This window comes from Pseudomonas syringae group sp. 243L2 (assembly GCF_032587875.1).
Lineage (GTDB): Bacteria > Pseudomonadota > Gammaproteobacteria > Pseudomonadales > Pseudomonadaceae > Aquipseudomonas > Aquipseudomonas amygdali.
The window spans coordinates 69,772-88,541 of the sequence record NZ_JAWHPL010000013.1 but is presented as its reverse complement, the minus strand read 5'-3'; the positions used below and the strand labels follow the sequence as shown (position 1 = coordinate 88,541).

Here is an 18,770-nt window from a genome sequence, read left to right as displayed (position 1 = left end):
CACGCTGACAAGTCATACAGCCTTGAAGGCACGGTAAATACAGCACATTGCCGGTTTTTCGCATGAATATCCCAACGGTCCAGGGCCCGAAGTCGTCGAACTCACCGAGACGCTTTATGAGGGTTGTAGAAAATTATCGCTCAGTCGACAGACGGTACTCGGGTTGACCGGCAAATGGTGTCCATTACTACGGGCGTGGTTTATGCATAGCTAACTAAACGGTCACATCAGCTAATTAAGATTCAGCGTCCCAGCCGAACAGCCGCGTCAAGCTCATCGAGCTGACGTTACGGGATGTAAGCAGATCAAAAAAACCGTTTAAAGATCAATACTTCATGCTCCTGCAAGGTGCGGTAGCACAGTTGTTACTTCTGATACAGGTCTAAGCATGGATTTTGAAACAGGCGGCCCGGGTACAATGGTCGATATCAGAACACGTGACGCTCTCCAGGGGCAGGAAGCTATCCGCTTCGGCTCTTTTGTGCTGCACCCGCAACAGCAGCTGTTGTTCAGGCACTCGCAGCCGGTACCGCTGGGCAGTCGCGCCATGTCTCTGCTGGTGGCATTCGCAACACGCCCCGGCGAACTGCTGGAAAAGGCCGAATTGCTGACACTGGCCTGGCCCAAGGCGGTGGTGGAAGAATGCAACCTGCGCGCGCAGATCGTGACGTTGCGCAGAGCGCTGGAAGAGCAGGACGATTTCACTTATATCGTCACCGTGCCAGGCAGGGGTTATCGATTCAGCGCCCCGGTGAGCGTTCAACCAGCAACCGCTCCTGTGCTACCTGCACCTGCACCTGCAAAAGACACATTTGCTGCGGCACCGGCGATAAAGCGCCAGGTGCTTGGCCGTGACGCGCTGGTCCGGCAGTTGCATGAACTGACGCTGAAGCGTCGCTTGCTGACCTTGACCGGTCCTGGCGGCGTGGGCAAGACCACTGTGGCGCTGGCGCTGGCAGATAGCCTGGCTGCACATGCCTCGTTGAGCACGGCGTTCGTTGACCTGACGCCGGTCACCTGCGCTCAGCCTGTCGTGGGCAGCATTGCCTTCGCCCTGGGTTTAAGCACTGAAAACGAACAGCCGCTGCGTGACATCCCGTCCTCACTGGCAAAGCGGCCGCAATTGCTGGTACTGGACAACTGCGAGCATGTACTTGATGAAACCGCCTCTGCCGTAGAAGCATTATTGGCCAATGCCCCACTGTGCTGCGTAGTGGTCACCAGCCGTGAGCCATTACGCGTACAAGGCGAATGGGTGCATGAACTCAGCCCCCTGCAAGTACCGGACGAAAACCAGACTGTCAGCGCCGAGACTGCCATTGCCTACTCGGGTGTGGAACTGTTTGTCACACGTGCCCGAGAGCAGGACCCCGCATTTGTGTTGACTGACAACGATACCGAAGCGGTCTCAGCCATCTGCCGCAAACTGGACGGCAATCCGTTGGCAATCGAGCTGGCCGCTGCACGCGTCAGGACATTCGGCATTGCCGATCTGGTCGGGCTGCTGGACGGCAGTTTTCGCTTGCAGATGACCGGGCTGCGCACCGCGTTACCGCGTCAGCGTTCGCTAAGCGCCACGCTGGACTGGACCTACGGCATGCTCACCGGGCACGAGCAGGCACTCCTGCGTCAACTGTCCATTTTCAACGGCTCATTCACGCTTGATGGCGTCATGGCAATCGTCAATATCGGCTTGCCGGATGTACGCATGACGCTACCGATGCTGGAAAGCCTGCTCGACAAATCTCTTCTCGGAACCTTTGACCACAGCCAGGGCAAGCGCTTTCGGCTGTTGGAAACCACGCGTCTATATGCTCATGACAAGCTCGTTCAGCTCGATGATGTGCCGCGTTTGTGCCGCGCCCACGCCCAGTGGGCACTGCGCCTGCTCAACCAGGCCAGACTCGATCTCGATCAGTTGACACAAGACGTCTGGACCCAGCGCTACGCCGCAGAGATCGACACCATTCGCGCAGCACTGACCTGGGCCTTTTCAGCCGAGGGTGATCGACAACTTGGTGTAGAACTGACCCTGAGCAGCTCGCCCCTGTGGCTCAGGCTGTCGCTGGTGCGCGAGTACCAGGACTGGGTCAGCCTCGGTACGCCGCGCCACGTCGAAGAAAAGGCACAGATGGATCGTCGTCAGCGTATGCGCTTGTTGACCATGTCCGGCAGTATTTTGATGCTTACCTACGGTGCCGGGCAGAAAATGCGCGAGGTCTGGCAACAGGTCAGTGAGGATGCAGAAGAGCTTAACGACTCCGAATACCGCCTGCGCGCTTTGTGGGGCCAGTGGAACGACCACACCTGCAGCAACAGGCACAGCAAGGGTAAGGAAGTAGCCTTGCGGTTCCTCGCGCTGGGCAAGGATTACAGAATCGCCGACTGCCAGTTGCTGGGCAGGCGAATGCGCGCCACCAGCGCGTTTTACATGGGCGATATGAAAACCGCCGGGCAGGCGATCGAAGAAGCTCTGGGCGCTTCAAGGTCTGCTTCGTCACATATCATCGACATGCATTTCGACCAGCGAATTGCCGCACAATCATTGCGTGCCCAGGTACAGTTGCTGGTTGGCAATACCGGCCAGGCGATGGTTGCCCTGGACACCAACGTGAAGCAGGCCATTGCCCTGAGTCACCCCGCGACGCTCTGGTATACCCTGGCCATCAGTGCGATCCCCGCAACGCTGATTGCAGGCACGTTGCACAAGACACGTCACTTTCTGGATGTGCTTAAAAAAAGCAGCGAACGGCAACCGCTGCATATCTGGCGTCAGTTGACCAGTTGCTATGAGAGTATCCTGCTGATTCGTGAAGGCGACCCGGCAGCAGGCGTGCCATTGCTGGGAGAAGCGCTTCAACAGCTGCGCAACCATGTGGAAACGCCGCTGTGTTCAATGCTGCATACCGAGTACGTATCAGGTCTGGCCGCGCTGCGGCTTGAACCCCTTGCGCTGGAAACGCTGGATGAAATTCACACCAACGCTGTTGAACACCATGATCGTTGGTATTTGCCGGAGATCATGAGAGTCAAGGCACAGCTGATGCTCAGTCAACCGCACATTCATGCGCTGGAAGAAGTACGCAAGATGCTGACCCAGGCACTGGACATCGCTCGGCAGGACGGTACACATTTCTGGGCGTGGCGCATCAACGCTGACCTCAACCGGCTGAAAATCGCCCCCGGCACACCAGCCCATCGCCATTGCCCGGCGGTGCATTGAAACACTGCTTCAGGCGTCAGATCAGCCGCTGCGCCACCAGCGCATCGGCCACTGCCTGAAACGTATTTTCCGGCACCGGATCACCAGCTACGCTGCGCCGGGCGATCATTTCGGCGAGACTTGCGTCGGGCCAGCGGGCAATGCCCAGCGACAAGGCCTCTGCCAGCAAGGTGCTCGAATCCTGTGAGGAGGCACGACAGACCACTATCGGCACCGGTGTCTCACCGCGCACATAGCGTACGCCCACCACCCAGCCTCCGCTGTCGCCAATCACCAAGGAGGCGCGCCCCAACCCAAGCTTTGTGGCCAGTGCCTGCATTTCGCGACGCTGACGCTGGCGTTCGCGCTTGATCATGGGGTCGCCATCAATGTCCTTGCGTTCGCGTTTCTGCTCGCTATGGCTCATTTTCATTTCACGGCCAAACAGCCAGCGTTGCATCAGCACGTCTACCGCGCCGACCAGCAGAAACGCTGCAAGCACGGTGAATACCAGTGGTTTGAGGACCAGATAGAACGTCGACTCGATGCAGCCTTCGCCGCATCGCGATGACTCCATCAGGGCCTGCAGCGCCTGGCGGCCGACGACATAGAATGCCAGCGCCAGTAACACAACCTTGACCAGCCCCTTCAGAAATTCGATCAGGTTGCGCATCGCGAAAATGCGCTTGAATCCCTCGGTAGGGTTGATACGTTTGATATCCGGCTGAATCGGCTCGATCGAAAACACTACACCGCGCATGGTTACGATGTTGGTCAGGATCACCGCGCCGACAGTCACAGCCACCACAGGCACTGTAATGCCGATGACAATCTGCTCGGCGTGATCGAGCAGCCGTGGCCAGACCTCTGCAAACGGCTCGATATAGATCAGTGCGGTCAGATCTATCAGTGCCTCGACCTGCGCACGTGCCTTGGGCAGCAGCACCGAGATGCACAAGGTACACATCAGGATGACCATGCCCGACACCAGGTCCTGGCTCTTGGCAACCTGCCCCTTCTTGCGTGCATCGCGTAGCTTCTTGTCCGAGGCCGGCTGGCTTTTTTCCTCGCTCGACTCACTCATCCCGAGCCCTCGCTGGCCAGCGTTTTCAGAACCTCGACCGTTCCTCGAAATTGCGCCAGTTGGTCAATCATGACCGGAATCAGAAACCCGATATAAACCACCATCAACACCGCAAAAAACAGGTTCTTGACCGGCAGTGAAAGGTCAAAAATATGCAGACTGGGTGCCATGCGCGACAGGTACGCGAGCATCAGATCAGTGATCAGCATCGCAATCAGCAAGGGCGCGACCATCAGCACACCAATGCGCATCACCTGGTCGAGAATGGCCAGAATGGAGGTCAGGGCAGCGCTGCTGAACAACGGCGTGAACTCGGTGACTGGCCAGAGCTGATAGCTGTGGTAGTAACCGTCGACCATCAGAATAAAGCCGCCCGACATGAAAAACAGTGTAATGAGCATGACGGTCAGCAGCGTGGCCATCACGCTCGCTTCCCCCTGCCCCAAAGGGTCGACCAGCTGCTCCATGGTCGAACCCCGTTGCAGGTCGATCAGTTCGCCAGCCACCTCGGCAGCCCAGAACGGTATGCCGAACAACAGGCCGATCAGCAGCCCGATCAGCAACTCCTTGATCATCAGCCCCGCGAGGAAAAAACCGCTGTGCTCGGGCATAGAAGTGAACGCCGAGAACACCGGCAAGATCATCGGCACCGAGATCGCCACTGCCACGCAGCCACGGATCATGCCGGTCAGGCCCAGACGATTGAATGCCGGGGTAATGATCACCACACCCATCGCCCGCGAAGCTGCCAGCGATGCGGAACTGATCACCGGATAAGCGATTTCGATGAACGCATTGGTCAGATCAGCGCCCATTACGACTCATCGGGTCCACAAGGGAAAGTTGTCCAGCACCTGATTGCCCAGCTCTGCCACCTGCCCGGCCAGCAACGGCCCGACAAACACGATCACCAGCAATACCGCTACCAGCTTGACCACTTGCGGCAGTGTCTGGTCCTGAATCTGGGTCAGCGCCTGTAACAGTCCCACACTAAGGCCGACGACAATGGCCACGACCAATGCCGGAGCGGAGAGCAGCAAGACAGTCATCAGCGCCTTGTTCATCAGCGAGAGAAAAACATCCTGGCCCACAGCGTCAGCCTCCGTAGCTCAGGATCAGACCGTGCATCAGTCGTGACCAGCCACTGAGCGCCACAAACAGAAAAATCTTCAACGGAATTGAAATCAAGGTGGGCGAGACCATCGACATGCCCATCGCCATGAGCACATTGGAGACCAACAGATCGACGACCAGAAACGGGATATAGAGCAGAAAACCGATCTCGAAGGCACGGGTCAGTTCAGAGCTGACGAACGCCGGAATCAGCACGACAAGATCGTCATCGCGCAGATCGGCTCGCGCTTCGGGCGACCATATGGTTTCAGTGGCCTGGACGAAAAAACCGCGTTCGCTTTCATTGGCGAACTTCGAAAGGTGCGCCTGTAATGGCGGGCGCAAGGCGCTGCCGAGTTCCTCCAGTTGCTGGACATTCTGCAGGCTCAGATCGCGGCCTTGCACCTCCCGGTACATGTCACCGATCAGCGGCGTGGTCACGTATACCGACAGAATCAGCGCAATGCCGTAAAGCACCAGATTGGGCGGCGTCTGCTGCACGCCCAGCGCATTGCGGATCAGAAACAGCACCACGGATATCTTCATGAATCCTGTCAGCGTCACGACGGCCAGTGGAATCAAACCGATAGTAGCGACGACCAGAATGATTTCGATCAGGTTCGGCTGGTAACCGTTCATGAGGCAGTGAAACCCAGCAGTCGCACACCCAGACCGTCGCCGATACTCACCAACTCGCCACGGCCTATACGGCGGCCATTGACCATCAGGTCCACCTCATCGTGCCTCGAACCGGCCAGCGGCAACAGGCTGCCCGGCGCCATCTCGCGCAGTTGCGCCAGCGTCAGTTCAACGCTGCCCAGTTGGCAGACCAGCGTAAGCGGCAGCTCATCCAGCGAAGTATCCAGATCGGAACCGTCGGTCATTTCACTCATCGAATCGTTCCTGTTGAAAGTGTGGGAGACATAATGGGGACTGACGGTGCGCAGAGGACCCAGCCATTCGAGGGTTTCACCCTGGTGCCTGGCAACCGTCTGGTAGCGCTTGCCCAGTCGCAGCAGCACCTGCGTGTCGGCAAGGGTGTCGAGCATGACCACATCGCCCGGCACCAGACTGTGCAGCTCTGCGGTGGTTAATGGTGCCTGCCCGGCCTCGACACTCAGCGTGAGTACCAATGCATCAAGCGGCAGCGGTCTTGTAACAGCGTTACGGTCGAGCAGCGCGATGACGTGCCGGGCGCTGTCAGCATTCAAATGTATTTCCAGCGTCTGTGCCTGCCCCTCATCAGGCCGCACTTCCAACGCGAGCCTGAGTGGATTTTCGAGCGGATGTGCAGGCCACGAGAGCACCTGAACAGGCTCGCCCGATAATGTTTCCAGAGGCTCGATCCAGCTAAGCCAGGCCTGCTCCAGTAACAAGGTGTCGGTCTGGGTATCGACTGACGCACCTGGCAGCCAGCCCAGCCCTGACAGCTCGAAAAGACGCGACGGAACGACAAGTTCGAGGTAGGCCTGTCCGAACCTGATGGCCACCCTCACCGGTCGGCGACACTCGCCACCTGCGCTGGCCAAGCTCACGTGCATGGAGCGCTGCCCAAGAACGATCCGCCACGGTGCTGTCTGGCGATGCAACAGGTTATGCAAACTCAGCAGATCAGCATCGAACCGGGCAAGCCGGCTTCGGACCGAACCAATGCCTGGAGGCGAAGGCATTGGCTGTACGCACACCGTCATCGCTCGTCTCCAGGCTGGGACCCTTTGACGGGCAGGTCTGCCTGATCGGCCTCATCGCGCTGCTCACTGGTCCGCGCATCGTTGCGCATGCGCTGTTCGACGAGGTTCTGCCAGGCTCGGGACTTTTTCAACTGTTCAAGGTGCGCCTGCCTGAGCCGCTTGCGTGCCTGCTCTTCAGTCTCAAGGTTCAACACCGCATTATCGGCATCGGCCTGCAATGCCTTGCGTTCGTCATGCAGTTGCTTCAAGCGCTCCTGAACGACCTTCCACTCGCTGACCGACAGGCCCTCGCTGAGCTGGCCGACCGCCTGCTCGGCCTCCTGAGCCAGTTGTTCCCGGTGCAGGCGTAACTTTTCCCGTGCCTGATCCAGCTCGGTGTGGCTATCACGGCAGCGCTCCCGTTGAGTGCCAAGATGAGCGGCAGCGCGCTGCTCACGCAACAGACGCAAGGCTTGCAGGCTGTACAGGTCGGCCTTCTTCATCGTTTTTTTCCATAGCAAAGACCCATCGGCGTCGAGTCGTAGAGTGAATCAGGAGCCGAATCGAAAAACGGGCTCATGCCAGCACCTTGCGCAGGCGGGCCAGAGTTTGCGCAAGGCTGTCATGTTCGGAGGGCGGCTGACGCAGAAATGCCTCAATCGGCGAATGGCGGGCAATTGCCTCGTCGGCTATCGGGTCACTGCCAGCCGCGTACTCACCCACCTGAATCAACAGTTCGATTTCCTGACGGCGGGCAATCAACTCACGCAGCCGTGATGCCAGGTGCCTGTGTTCGGCAGTCGCAATGTGGTCCATCAAGCGGCTGCGACTGCGTAAAACATCGATTGCCGGAAAGTGATCGCGCTGCGCCAGTTCGGCGCTCAGCACGATATGGCCATCAAGGATTGAGCGAGTCTCCTCGGCCACCGGGTCCATGGCCGCATCACCTTCGGTCAATACGGTGTAAAGCGCCGTGATGCTGCCCTGCGGGCCAGGGCCGGCGCGCTCCAGCAGGCGCGGCAATGCCGAGAAAAAAGAAGGCGGATAACCGCGCCGGGTCGGCGGTTCCCCCACTGCCAGACCAATTTCGCGCTGGGCACGGGCAAAACGGGTCAGGCTGTCCATCAACAAGAGCACATTGCGCCCCTGATCACGGTGATACTCAGCCAGAGTGGTCGCTACGTAAGCCGCCCTGACCCGCTCGGCGGCGGGCCGGTCAGAGGTGGCAACCACCGCCACGGTACGTGCCCGGGCCGTGGCGTCGAGTTGCCCTTCAAGCAGTTCGCGTACTTCACGGCCACGCTCGCCGATAAGCCCGATGACGATCACGTCGGCATCGCTATTGCGAACGATACTCGCCAACAAGGAAGACTTGCCCACCCCCGGCTCGCCGAAAATACCCATGCGTTGCCCCTGGCCAAGGGTCAACAGGCTGTCGATAGCTCGTATGCCCAATGACAGTGGCTTGACGATTCGCTGGCGGCTGAAGGGCGCCGGAGGTTCTGCATGCAACGGATAATGCTGCATCCCGAGCGTGGCAGTCGGCGCAGGCCCGTCGAGAAACTCGCCCATAGGGCTGATCACACGACCCAGCAAGGCATCGCCAACCTGCACGCCGAGCGCCTGGCCTGTGGCGATGATCTGGGTACGCGTCGAAAGGCCCTCCATCGAGCCGATAGGCGACAGGATCGCGTCATCTTCATCGAAGCCGATAACTTCCGCCGACAGCTCTCGGCCGTTACCCGGATCGCGCAGCACACATAACTCTCCGATGCCTACGCCGGCGACGCTGGCGCGCAGCAACACGCCACGAATACTGCGCAGCGTCCCACGCATGGGCCTGGGCTGGGCGAATTGCAAGCGCAACCCGAGGTTGGGCAGCAGCGTCGTCAGGGCCTCAGTCATCGCGTATCACCTTCTGCCAGCGGCAACAACGCACGGCGCAGATTATCCAGCTGGGCCTCCAGCCCGAGTTCCACGGACCCCGCCGGGCCACCCAACCGCGCCTGCCCTGCTTCGAGCTGGTCATCGCCTTCGATACTCAGCGAATGCAGGGGCAGCGGCGCATGGGCCAGGTGCTGGCGCAGACCTTCGACTTCAGCGCCGGGTACATGCAGAGTCAACGCCTGATCCTGACGAAACGCTGCCAACGCCTGCGCAGCACAACGTAACAGCCGCTCGCGCTCGTCAATCTCTCCCAGTACCTGTCGGGCGATACCCAGTGCCAGTTCAGCCAACGAAGTTTCCAGGCCGGCAAGGTAGCGGTCGACCTCGGCGCTGGTCTGTGCCAGCAATGCAGCGGCCCGTTCGGCGCCCTCCTGTCTGGCATGCTCGAAGCCTTCGGCGCGAGCCTGTTCGAGCCATCGCGCGCTGTTTTCCCGCACGCAACGTGCCTCTTCATGCGCGGCTTCGATGAAGGCAAATCCGTCGATCCAGCGAGCGGCGTCGGCAGCACGCAACACCCGGGAGCCTGGTCGTGTTGGCAGATCACTCATGGCTGCTGATCTCCGTGAGATGTTGAGCAACGGTTTGCACCACCGTCACCTGTTTCGCATCATCCGATGCAGCGTGCACAGGTTCAGCCAGACGCAGCCGCAGCCAGGCCTGCAGCTGTGCAGGACAGGACTGTAGCCAGGCGGCCACACAGGCAGCACCATCGCGATCGATGGCCTGGAGCAACTCGGCAGGTGTACGCAATAGATCGGCCGCACCGGCCAGATGCCGATGAGAGAGGGCCAGCGAGAATGTGTCGTTACCCAGCAGGCGACGGTACTCACTGACCACTTCGCCACGAATTTCCCGACTCAGCGTTGCCGCGTGCCAGACCGCACCACACAGGCGTGTCAAATGCGAAAAATCGCTTTCGCTCAGCAGCAGTACAGCCAGATCCTGTTCCACAGGCAGGTCCAGCTGCGCCAGCGGCTGTAGCTTGAAATGTCCGGTCAGCAATTGTTCAAGGCGCGCGGTAAAGCGCGGTGAATCGCGTAACGCTGCAAGTCGGGCCGCATCAACGTCACGTTCAAGGCATTCGGCCAGACAGCGCTCGCGGACAAAGACCAAGGGACGTTCGGCCAGTGCATGCCACTGGCTGGTCAGCGCCTTATTCATGACGCTTCACTCAACACGTATGAGCCCTCGCCCCGGCGTCGCTGCCAGAACTGTCGGCCCAGCAGTCCGGCAAGCACCAGCGCAACCAGCAGCAGAGTGCCAAACAGCCAGCGTGCCGCTGGCAGGTCATCTTCAAGCATCCACAGGCCCAGGAAACTGCCCAACTGCGGCTGGGCACTGGCCTTGTCGGGAATGACTGCCTTGATCGCCGTGACTGAAACACCGTCGTAGCCCAGACCGGAGATGCCGTTGGCAACCAGCGTCTTGATCTGCGGGATCAGCACATTGATGTCGGTTCGCGGGTCAAAACGGACCAGCACCGATGCCGAGGACGGCGAAATCACCCGTTTGAGTAAATCATTGTCAGGCAGCACCACATGCACACGCGCGGACAGAATGCCATCTATCTGCGAAACGGTATGGGACAGCTCCTCACTCAGCGCATACACCATCTGCGCGCGCTCCTGCACTGGCGAGGACACCAGGCCATTGCCTTTGAAAATCTCTCCCATATTGGAAAAGCTCTGCCCTGGCAGGCCTGCGTCGTCCAAAGCCGCCATCGCCTGGACAAAGCGCTTTTCGTCGACCATCACCTTGAGCTGACCGTTGTCCTGAACCTTGCGCGAGGCCGGGATGCCATCACGCAACAGCACCGCCAGCATGGCGTTGGCCTCACGCTCGCCGAGGTTGGTGTAAAGATCGATATCGCAGGCCTGCAACAGGCTTGCAAGCGTCGCCACTATCAACAGGCGCAAGACACGGCGGCGTTTGGGCATGGTTCATTGACCTTTTAGAAGGGTGTTGGCAGAGCCGGATATCTGGGTTGCCCCGCGTACCACCATCTGGGTTTCGATGGAGTAATCGAACATCCGTCCAAGCGACTGGACGATGCGATCGACCTGCGGCTCACCTACCTTGCCCGGCGCCTGGGCAGCGCTGGTGGCTGGGCTCGGAGCATGATTGGCGGACTGCAATGCATTACCCTGAGTCAGCGCATCGGCCCGCTCTGAGAACTGCCGCGAGCGGTCAATAAAACCATCCAGTCGCTCCATCAGGTTGCTACCGATCTGATGCGGGCTGGCACCCTGCGGCATGCCTTTGGAAGTCTCGGCCATGTGTTCGAAGAGGTTCTGGGAAGCCTGCGGAACCCCGCCTCCTCCCGGCGAAGGCAAGGCAGCCGCCGCCGGTGATGCAGCTGGATTGACGGTCATGGTCGGAACCTATTCAGAGTCGTCGTCAGATTGGGCTTCGTTGAGCATTTCCTGAGCGCGCGGCATGATAATGAACTGCCCGCCAATGGTGACCGCCTGGGTAATCAGGGCATCGTTGAACTCACTGTCGCTGGCAGCCTGCTCGGCGTTTTCGACGGCGGCGTTGAAGCGCGATTCCTGACTGGAAACATTGATGTCTACATTGCTGTCTACGGCGTTGATGGACATGGGTAGTGCTCCTTCTTCGGTTTACTGACGGTCGGTAGCGACTTGAGTGACGACACCGCCACGAAACACCCGCACGCCGCGTTCACGCACTACAGGCGCGACCTCGGCGGCAGGTTGACGATCCACATGGTGCTGAATCTGCGCCAGCCAGGCTGGCGGCCCTGAAACAAAAAGGCTGTCGCTGTCGGGGCTGACGCGGCTGGACATCGGCTGGCCGGACACTTCCAGCCGCGCCATATAACGCTGCAACTCTTCAAGCCGCGGCCCTTGCAGGTCGAACACACGGGTGGCGACCTCATCGGCACCGGCGATGTGCAGTACGTTGCCGTCGAAGTACCAGCTCAGTTGATTCGCATCGCACAAGCGGGTGAGAAACTCACCGGCATCCTCGCCACGTACCGTGCCTCGTGCGTTGCCCCGGACCTTCTCGGAAAACACCACGATCAGGCCAAGGTGTTGACCGAACTCAGTCAGCGCACCGCGAATATCCTGATCAACCAACACGTAGGCGTAAGGCTCTGAGAACCAGTCGGGCTGGCGCTCCGAGGCGGCCTTAAGCACGCCGGATAACAGGCACAGCAGGATCAGCATCAGCAATTTTGAAACTGGCGGGTCAGCCCTGAAGTGCTTCATGGCGCCCTCCGTGACAATGCGACGGCCGCTGGCAGACAGGCTTCAGAAAACGGTCGCTATTCAGCGCAGGGGCTATAAAATGGCGCTCGCCCTCAAAGGCTGTCGACGGCTGATACGCCTCGCCCCGCCCCCTTTCACAAGAGCCTTGCCCATGCCACCTCGTTCCGTCCCCACGTTGTTGTTGCTCGGCTGCCTGAGTCTGGCGGCGTGTTCGACTCAGCCCAAATCCGACGCCAGCTACGAGCGCTTCATGCAACTGGCCGCCGACCTGGAGAAACGCGGCGACTCGACGACGGCAGCGTCGTTCTACCAGCGCGCCACGCAGCAGCCCGAAGCGGGTGTCGAGGCGTGGCGCAAACTCGGTGCAGCCCTGCTCGTCAGCAACGACACGCGTGGCGCAGAGCGCGCTTATCAGCGGGCGCTTGAGCTGAAAGCCGACGACTCGGATGCGCTGCTGGGCCTGGGTACTGCGCAGTTGCGTCAGGGTAAGCTGGAACGCGCCATCACTGCGCTGACCCAGGCCGCCGACGCGTTGCAGCAGCCACAGGCCTGGAACCGTCTGGGCATCGCGCACATTCTGAGTGGCCAGGCCGACGCTGCTCAAAGCGCCTTCGGCACCAGCCTGCGACTGGCCCCGAACGACCTCGACACCCGATGCAATCTGGCCTTGGCATACGCCCTGGGCGATGACGACCAGAAGGCCCTGGAGACCATCCGCAGCGTCAGCCAGTCGCCCCTTGCGCAACCGCGGCATCAACGCAACCAGCTGCTGGTCATGGTCCTGGCCGGAAAAGAGAAAGATCTCAAAAACATGACCTTCGACGATATCACCAAGGCCGAACGCGGCAAGCTGATCGCCGAAGCCCGGCGTGTCAAGGCCATACCGGACCGCGCCGAGCAGGCTCGTGAACTGGGGCTGATTGACGCTAACTGAGGTCATCGGGCCTCCTGCGTGTCAGTACTGGCCTGTTGCTCTGCCTGACGCCGACGCAGCTCTTCGCGGTCATACCCGTCGATGTAAACCTGCGCGGCGCGCCCGACCGGTGCAGCCATGACAGGCCCGGTGTCACGGCCGTGCATGACATCTACGCGCTGCTCGACCATTTGCAGCAGAATCAGGTTGCTGGCACAGCCCGGCGGCAACAATGGCTGAAAATCCTCACCTACACCGATCTCGTCCTGTGCAGCCGATTGCACACAGGCCTGGGGCACCAGCTCCACACGGCCATCGGCACGGGTGATCCCCGCATAATCCGGTGAATAGCTCACTGGGTCGAGGTGGGTCTTGCAGCCTGCCAGCAGACATAAAAGCATCAGAACCGGCGGGCGTGACATAGCGCAGATAAGGTTCATGGCCATTCCCTTTCAGTTCATGTAAAAGCCGAATGCGCCACCACTGCGCGGACCTGCCGACGCGGTGCTGGCGGCGCGCTGTTTGTCCAGCGGCGTCGCCACCACGCGATCCTTGACCGGCTCGACCAGATACGGAGTGATCAGAATCACCAGTTCGGTTTCGTTGCGCTGAAAGCGCTTGGAGCGGAACAGATTGCCCAGAATCGGCATGTCGCCCAGCATCGGCACCTTGTCCATGTCCTGGCTGCTTTCACGCTGGAACAGCCCGGCAATGGCAAACGTCTGACCACTGCCGACTTCCACACGAGTGTCGGCACGTCGCACCCTGAACGACGGCACCTGATAGCCGTTAACGTCCAGTGTGGTGGTACTCATCAGGCTGCTGACCTCGGGACGCACCTGCAACGCAATGCGCCCGTTGGGCAGCAGCGTCGGGCTGAACAGCAACGACACGCCGTAAGGCTTGTATTCGATACCGACGACTTCGCGGTTGACCGGCACCGGCACCGCCACTTCACCGCCAGCCAGAAAGCTCGCAGTCTGCCCGGTCATGGCGGTAATGTTCGGCTCGGCCAGAACTTCGAGCACACCGTTGCTTTGCAGCGCCTCCAGCATCGCGTCGATGTTGACATTGCCCGACGCTAGCCCGGCGCTGATTACGTTCGATGCGCCGCCCGCTGCATCGGCGGCCAAAGCGCCCCCCGTCAGCAAGCCGAATGAAAAAGTGCCGTTATTGAACAAGGCATTCCAGTTCACGCCATAGCGCAACAGCTCGGAGCGCGAGACTTCGGCGAAACGCACGCGGATATTCACCTGGGCCGACCCTGCGTAAGTGGCACTGTTTACCGTCGACTGAAAGTTCTGCCCCTCGGTGCTCAGCAAGGCATTAAGATCGGTTGCTTCACCGACATCCTGCACGGAGCCACTGGCAATCACCCGGCTGCCGGAGGCATTGATCCGCGCCTGACTATGCGGGTGCAACGCCTTGAGCGGGCGTGTCACAGCAGCAGTGCCGCTGCTTACCGCCAGACTCAACGCAGCGGTCTCACGGCCCTCGCTGTCCAGGGCAATCAGACTGGTCTGCCCTGCGGCCTTGCCGAACACGTAGATCACGCCGGGTGACACCACCTGCAAGTCGGCAATACCCGGCTCGGCCACCATCACCGAGTCCACGGGGGCTGAAAAATGCAGAACGCGGCCTTCACCGATGGCCAGATCGACTGTGCCTTTGGCCCCTTTGGCAATGTTTTCGGCAAATGAACCTGTGCCAATGAGCAACGCGCCCACACCCACGAGAAACATCCGGATTACGCTTACTGAGGTCATGAGGCAGTCGCCAGAGGAGTGACAGCACCGGCCCTGGATGCCGGGCGTGCAAGGACATCGGTCAGGCTGACAGTGCCGACCGCTTGAAGGTTGTATTCACTGGCCAGTTCACGAAAGGACAGAACCGCCAGTTGCAGCTCGCCGCGCACGATGAGACGGCGCATACACCGACGCAGCTCCGAATGCACAAGCAATACCGTCAAATCATGTTCCGGCAGCATGTCGCACAGGCGACGCAGCTGTACCAGTACGGTCCGGCCGATGTCATCGGGCAGCGAATCACGGCTCTTTTCCTGGCGAGCCAGCGTGGCGCGCAGTTGTTCTTCAAGCGCAGGTGCCAGTACAAAGGCGCTGATCACCCGGTTGCGATCGGCATACTGATGACTGATCTGCCGCGCAAGTCCTGCGCGCAGATGCTCGGTCAGTCTGCCCGCGTCAGATTCAATACTGCCCCACTCCACCATCGACTCCAGCAGGCCGCGACGATTGCGTATCGATACCCCTTCAGAGACCAGCAAACGCAAGGCCTCTGCGATACGCTGCAGCGGCAGAATGCGCAGCACTTCCTTGATCAGCTCACCGTACTTACCCTCAAGCTGTTCCAGCATCAGGCGGGTTTCCTGAATACCCAGAAAGTCGGCGGCATAACGGCGCAACGTACGGTCCAGTACTTCGCGCAACACTTCATCGGCGAACAGAAAACCAATACCGGCATCCTGCAAACGTTCCGCATGCTCGCGCCCTGCCCAGCGGCCGGGACGGGAACCGATCGGCGAAGGCGCTTCAAAGGTTTCGACAGAAACCAGTTGTGCATGCACCGGATCGTCCTGCAGCAAAAGCGCCATGCCGCTGAATTCGCCCTCACTGACGGGTACACCTTCAAGCTCGACCTGGAAACGATCGGCTGGCAGGCTGCGGTCCAGATAAACCTCGGGCAGCGGCACCTCGACACCCAGATTGATACGAATGTCGTGACACAACGCTTCGATACGCTGACGCAGGGGCTGCAACGGGGCGGCCTCGGCCAGTCCGGTTCCGATACTCAGCAGCACCTGGCTGTCGCGTGGCCGCTCGGCGCTTTCCAAGGCATCTTCCGCGGCATCGTTCGAAGCCCTGGAAGCGCCAGAGGATGCCCCGGGCTCGGCCATCGTTTCATGCTCTTGCAGCTCGTCCTTGACCAGTGACCGGGCGGCACGACGATCCCGGCGCCAGAGCATAAACGCGCTGCCGCCCAGCACGGCGGCCAGACCGACAAACACCAGCAACGGAAACCCCGGCAGCATGCCTACGCCCAGCAGAATCAGCGCAGTCAGACCCAGCGCACGATGGCTGGCGCTCAGCTGCCTGACAATCTCGGTGCCCAGGTCACGCTCTTCGCCGTCGCTGTTGACGCGGGTCACCACGGTCCCTGCGGCTACGGAAATCAACAGTGCCGGGATCTGCGCGATGAGGCCGTCACCGACCGTCAGTAACGAATAGACATGCGCGGCTTCGGCGAACGGCATACCGCGCTGGACCATGCCGATCATCATGCCGCCCAGCAAGTTGACGAACAGAATCACCAACCCGGCAATGGCATCACCCTTGACGAACTTCATGGCGCCGTCCATAGCTCCGAACATCTGGCTTTCACGCTCCAGGCGTGAACGACGACGTCTGGCCTCGAACTGGTCGATGTCACCGTTGCGCAAGTCGTTATCAATGCTCATCTGCTTGCCGGGCATCGCATCCAGGGTGAAACGCGCAGCGACTTCGGCGACCCGCTCAGCGCCCTTGGTAATGACCACGAACTGGGCAACCGTAATGATCAGAAATACGACCAGCCCCACAACGACCTGACCGGCAATCACGAAATCACCGAACGCCTTGACGATATGACCAGCATTGCCGTCCAGCAGAATCAGGCGAGTGGTGGTGATCGAGAGCGACAAACGAAACAGCGTGCTGAGCAGGATCAGCGGCGGCAGCGCGGAAAACTCCACCGAGTGGTTGATGTAGAACGCGACGATGAGAATCAGCAGGCTCAGGGCGATGTTGACTCCGATCAGCGCGTCCACCAAATAGGTCGGCATCGGAATGATCATCATCGCGATAGCCATCAGCATGAACGCAACGATGATCACATCGGTGCGTTTAGACGCAGTTACCGCCAGGCGATTCAGAGCATTCATGAGGGTCATTGCGCAGCCCTCCGGGCTTCCAGGTAGCGTCTGAAGCATTGCCGCGCGTCGTCCTTGCGGCCGGCCTTCCACAACGCGCGGCTACGCAACAGAAGCAGCGCGGCGCTCTCGCCTTGCTGCTCGACCAGCCTGTCCAGTGCCGCAATGGCCCGGTCGGTGTCTCCGCTGTCGGTGAACGCCAGCACCAGGCTGTGCAGCAGCGCGCTGTTCGTCGGTGCCAGCTGTATCGCAATCAGCAACATCACCAGTGCACGTTGTGGCTGGCCACTGCGCCGGTACAGATCACCCATACCGTGGAGCAACTCTATGCATTCGCGATCCTGACTGATGCTCATGACTGCACCTCGGCGCGTTGCTGTTCCAATAGCAGCCGCATGTCGATCTCTTCACGAATCACGTCTTCGGCGAGTTCGCGGATCTCCGGTTCGGCGTCCAGTGCCGGTAACACTTCGTCCAGCACATAGCGCAGTACTTGTAGCGAACGCGCTGTGCCAAAAAGCTGCGCATTGACACCAGAAGCCTGCCCGGTCTGCTCCAGCTCGCCGCGCAACGACCGACGAACCTTGCGCTCGCGCTGATCAAGCAGCGCTTCGAAACGGGTTCCCTGACGCGGCTGCGCCGGAGCAACACGCTCGACAGCGGGCAAAGAGTCGGCTGAAGGCGGCGCTACGGGCCGCAGATCGACTTTCATAAGGTGAAGGCAAACCGTTCATCACCGCGTACAAGACGGACCTGATTGCCCTCAATACTCTCCAGCCTCCAGTTGTCTGGTAACAGTGCGCCGGGGTAGACACGCTTGCCATGCTCATCGATCACGTAGGGATTGCGACCGAACCACACCGCCTGAAAACGCACGCGAGGTGCCGCAAGCGCCGTGCTTGCCTGCACGTTGGGCGTCAAGACAATATGCTGGCCAAACCGAGTGTCAAAGGCCTGTTGAATCTGCAGCCAACTGCTTTTTTGGGCAGCGGGAAAAGCGCCCTCAACATTGAGCTGCCCGCCCCGTTCCTCAACCCGCAATTGCGTGAGCCTGGCGTCCTGTAGCGCACCCTCAAGCCAGCTTCGGGCCTGGCTAAGTGTAGGGGCGTTCTTGCCGGGCACTGACGAACCAGGGACGGAATCTGCAATGGAGTGCCGGACCGACTCGGCAGGTGCACGAAAGGCAAATGCAGTGGCACATGTCACCAGCAACAAAAGTGCAGCCAGTGCTGGCCATTTAAGCAGCGCCAGGCGGCGGGACACAGCGGGGATGGGTCGGGCACTTCGTGTGCTGCGCAAGCACAGCCTGCTCTGTCCGACCAGCAACTCGACAGGCAAGGAGATGCGTTGACCATGGCCGACGTTGACAACCCGACGTTGGCCAAGGCTGTCGAAAACCGTCACATCGTCGCCCAAGGCTTCTATTGCGACGTGTTCGACGGAGAATCGCAGACGAACATGTTGCTCGGCCACATCAGCATCGCCCAGCACAAGGTCGGCCGGAACAGCACTGCCAATCACATAGACAGGGTTGTCCAGGAGCAGCGAAACGCCCTGATGCAAACCATGAAGAATTTCGAGCCGGGCTACGCCGCTTTCCTGCACAGCAGCGTCGGGCGTTCCGCTCAATGAGATCAAGGCTGTCATGATCGAGTCACCACCGTGTGATCTACCGGAAACGGC

Annotated in this window: 21 protein-coding genes; 2 read left to right on the top strand and 19 right to left on the bottom strand. The window is 60.1% G+C overall.

Annotated elements, in window-relative coordinates:
• The first annotated feature begins 388 nt into the window (after window positions 1-388).
• Window positions 389-3,223: an ATP-binding protein gene (locus tag RYB66_RS06200; RefSeq protein WP_057404002.1), complete on the top strand. Its 2,835-nt coding sequence runs from the start codon at window positions 389-391 to the stop codon at window positions 3,221-3,223.
• A 16-nt stretch (window positions 3,224-3,239) separates the two neighbouring features.
• Here the strand turns inward: RYB66_RS06200 and RYB66_RS06195 are convergent, their stop codons facing one another.
• From RYB66_RS06195 to RYB66_RS06135, 13 genes are all read right to left on the bottom strand, one after another.
• A complete protein-coding gene (locus tag RYB66_RS06195; RefSeq protein ID WP_004665008.1) occupies window positions 3,240-4,286 on the bottom strand; it encodes an EscU/YscU/HrcU family type III secretion system export apparatus switch protein in 1,047 nt (348 codons plus the stop codon).
• Window positions 4,283-5,101: a type III secretion system export apparatus subunit SctT gene (gene sctT, locus RYB66_RS06190; RefSeq protein WP_057404003.1), complete on the bottom strand. Its 819-nt coding sequence runs from the start codon at window positions 5,099-5,101 to the stop codon at window positions 4,283-4,285. The genes RYB66_RS06195 and sctT overlap by 4 nt, the downstream gene beginning before the upstream one ends.
• A 6-nt stretch (window positions 5,102-5,107) precedes the next feature.
• On the bottom strand, window positions 5,108-5,377 hold the full coding sequence (locus RYB66_RS06185; protein ID WP_004665006.1) for an EscS/YscS/HrcS family type III secretion system export apparatus protein: 270 nt from the start codon (window positions 5,375-5,377) through the stop codon (window positions 5,108-5,110).
• Between the two features lie 4 nt (window positions 5,378-5,381).
• A complete protein-coding gene (gene sctR, locus RYB66_RS06180; RefSeq protein ID WP_004658168.1) occupies window positions 5,382-6,038 on the bottom strand; it encodes a type III secretion system export apparatus subunit SctR in 657 nt (218 codons plus the stop codon).
• Window positions 6,035-7,090: a type III secretion system cytoplasmic ring protein SctQ gene (gene sctQ / locus RYB66_RS06175; protein ID WP_316886989.1), complete on the bottom strand. Its 1,056-nt coding sequence runs from the start codon at window positions 7,088-7,090 to the stop codon at window positions 6,035-6,037. The genes sctR and sctQ overlap by 4 nt, the downstream gene beginning before the upstream one ends.
• On the bottom strand, window positions 7,087-7,572 hold the full coding sequence (locus RYB66_RS06170) for a hypothetical protein (protein ID WP_316886988.1): 486 nt from the start codon (window positions 7,570-7,572) through the stop codon (window positions 7,087-7,089). Before RYB66_RS06170 ends, sctQ begins: the two co-directional genes overlap by 4 nt.
• 73 nt (window positions 7,573-7,645) lie before the next feature.
• Window positions 7,646-8,974 (bottom strand): FliI/YscN family ATPase, encoded by a 1,329-nt coding sequence (locus RYB66_RS06165; RefSeq protein WP_019741913.1) that lies wholly within the window; start codon window positions 8,972-8,974, stop codon window positions 7,646-7,648.
• Entirely contained in the window at window positions 8,971-9,564 is a 594-nt protein-coding gene (locus RYB66_RS06160) for a FliH/SctL family protein (RefSeq protein WP_005743515.1), read from the bottom strand. Before RYB66_RS06160 ends, RYB66_RS06165 begins: the two co-directional genes overlap by 4 nt.
• Window positions 9,557-10,177 (bottom strand): type III secretion protein, encoded by a 621-nt coding sequence (locus RYB66_RS06155; RefSeq protein WP_316894063.1) that lies wholly within the window; start codon window positions 10,175-10,177, stop codon window positions 9,557-9,559. The genes RYB66_RS06160 and RYB66_RS06155 overlap by 8 nt, the downstream gene beginning before the upstream one ends.
• The gene (sctJ, locus tag RYB66_RS06150; protein WP_005733361.1) at window positions 10,174-10,953 is read right to left on the bottom strand and encodes a type III secretion system inner membrane ring lipoprotein SctJ; all 780 of its coding nucleotides are present in this window, start codon (window positions 10,951-10,953) and stop codon (window positions 10,174-10,176) included. The genes RYB66_RS06155 and sctJ overlap by 4 nt, the downstream gene beginning before the upstream one ends.
• 3 nt (window positions 10,954-10,956) lie before the next feature.
• Window positions 10,957-11,388 carry a hypothetical protein gene (locus tag RYB66_RS06145; RefSeq protein WP_054077310.1) on the bottom strand — a complete coding sequence of 144 codons (432 nt, stop codon included), beginning with the start codon at window positions 11,386-11,388 and terminating at the stop codon, window positions 10,957-10,959.
• A 9-nt stretch (window positions 11,389-11,397) separates the two neighbouring features.
• Entirely contained in the window at window positions 11,398-11,616 is a 219-nt protein-coding gene (locus RYB66_RS06140; RefSeq protein WP_002553572.1) for a hypothetical protein, read from the bottom strand.
• A gap of 21 nt (window positions 11,617-11,637) precedes the next feature.
• Window positions 11,638-12,249 carry a hypothetical protein gene (locus tag RYB66_RS06135; RefSeq protein WP_011168634.1) on the bottom strand — a complete coding sequence of 204 codons (612 nt, stop codon included), beginning with the start codon at window positions 12,247-12,249 and terminating at the stop codon, window positions 11,638-11,640.
• 151 nt (window positions 12,250-12,400) lie between these two features.
• Between RYB66_RS06135 and RYB66_RS06130 the strand changes: the two genes are divergently transcribed.
• The gene (locus RYB66_RS06130; RefSeq protein ID WP_005743510.1) at window positions 12,401-13,183 is read left to right on the top strand and encodes a tetratricopeptide repeat protein; all 783 of its coding nucleotides are present in this window, start codon (window positions 12,401-12,403) and stop codon (window positions 13,181-13,183) included.
• Between the two features lie 2 nt (window positions 13,184-13,185).
• Here the strand turns inward: RYB66_RS06130 and RYB66_RS06125 are convergent, their stop codons facing one another.
• Genes RYB66_RS06125 through RYB66_RS06100 form a run of 6 tightly spaced genes read right to left on the bottom strand, consistent with a single transcriptional unit; the run spans window position 13,186 to window position 18,734 of the window.
• A complete protein-coding gene (locus RYB66_RS06125; protein ID WP_316894059.1) occupies window positions 13,186-13,602 on the bottom strand; it encodes a hypothetical protein in 417 nt (138 codons plus the stop codon).
• Between the two features lie 12 nt (window positions 13,603-13,614).
• Window positions 13,615-14,928: a type II and III secretion system protein family protein gene (locus RYB66_RS06120; protein WP_316894057.1), complete on the bottom strand. Its 1,314-nt coding sequence runs from the start codon at window positions 14,926-14,928 to the stop codon at window positions 13,615-13,617.
• On the bottom strand, window positions 14,925-17,108 hold the full coding sequence (gene sctV / locus RYB66_RS06115; protein WP_316894055.1) for a type III secretion system export apparatus subunit SctV: 2,184 nt from the start codon (window positions 17,106-17,108) through the stop codon (window positions 14,925-14,927). Before sctV ends, RYB66_RS06120 begins: the two co-directional genes overlap by 4 nt.
• The gene (locus RYB66_RS06110; protein WP_002553567.1) at window positions 17,105-17,443 is read right to left on the bottom strand and encodes a tetratricopeptide repeat protein; all 339 of its coding nucleotides are present in this window, start codon (window positions 17,441-17,443) and stop codon (window positions 17,105-17,107) included. The genes sctV and RYB66_RS06110 overlap by 4 nt, the downstream gene beginning before the upstream one ends.
• A complete protein-coding gene (locus RYB66_RS06105; protein ID WP_004660832.1) occupies window positions 17,440-17,799 on the bottom strand; it encodes a hypothetical protein in 360 nt (119 codons plus the stop codon). The genes RYB66_RS06110 and RYB66_RS06105 overlap by 4 nt, the downstream gene beginning before the upstream one ends.
• A complete protein-coding gene (locus RYB66_RS06100; RefSeq protein WP_029241021.1) occupies window positions 17,796-18,734 on the bottom strand; it encodes an FHA domain-containing protein in 939 nt (312 codons plus the stop codon). Before RYB66_RS06100 ends, RYB66_RS06105 begins: the two co-directional genes overlap by 4 nt.
• Window positions 18,735-18,770: the final 36 nt, after the last annotated feature.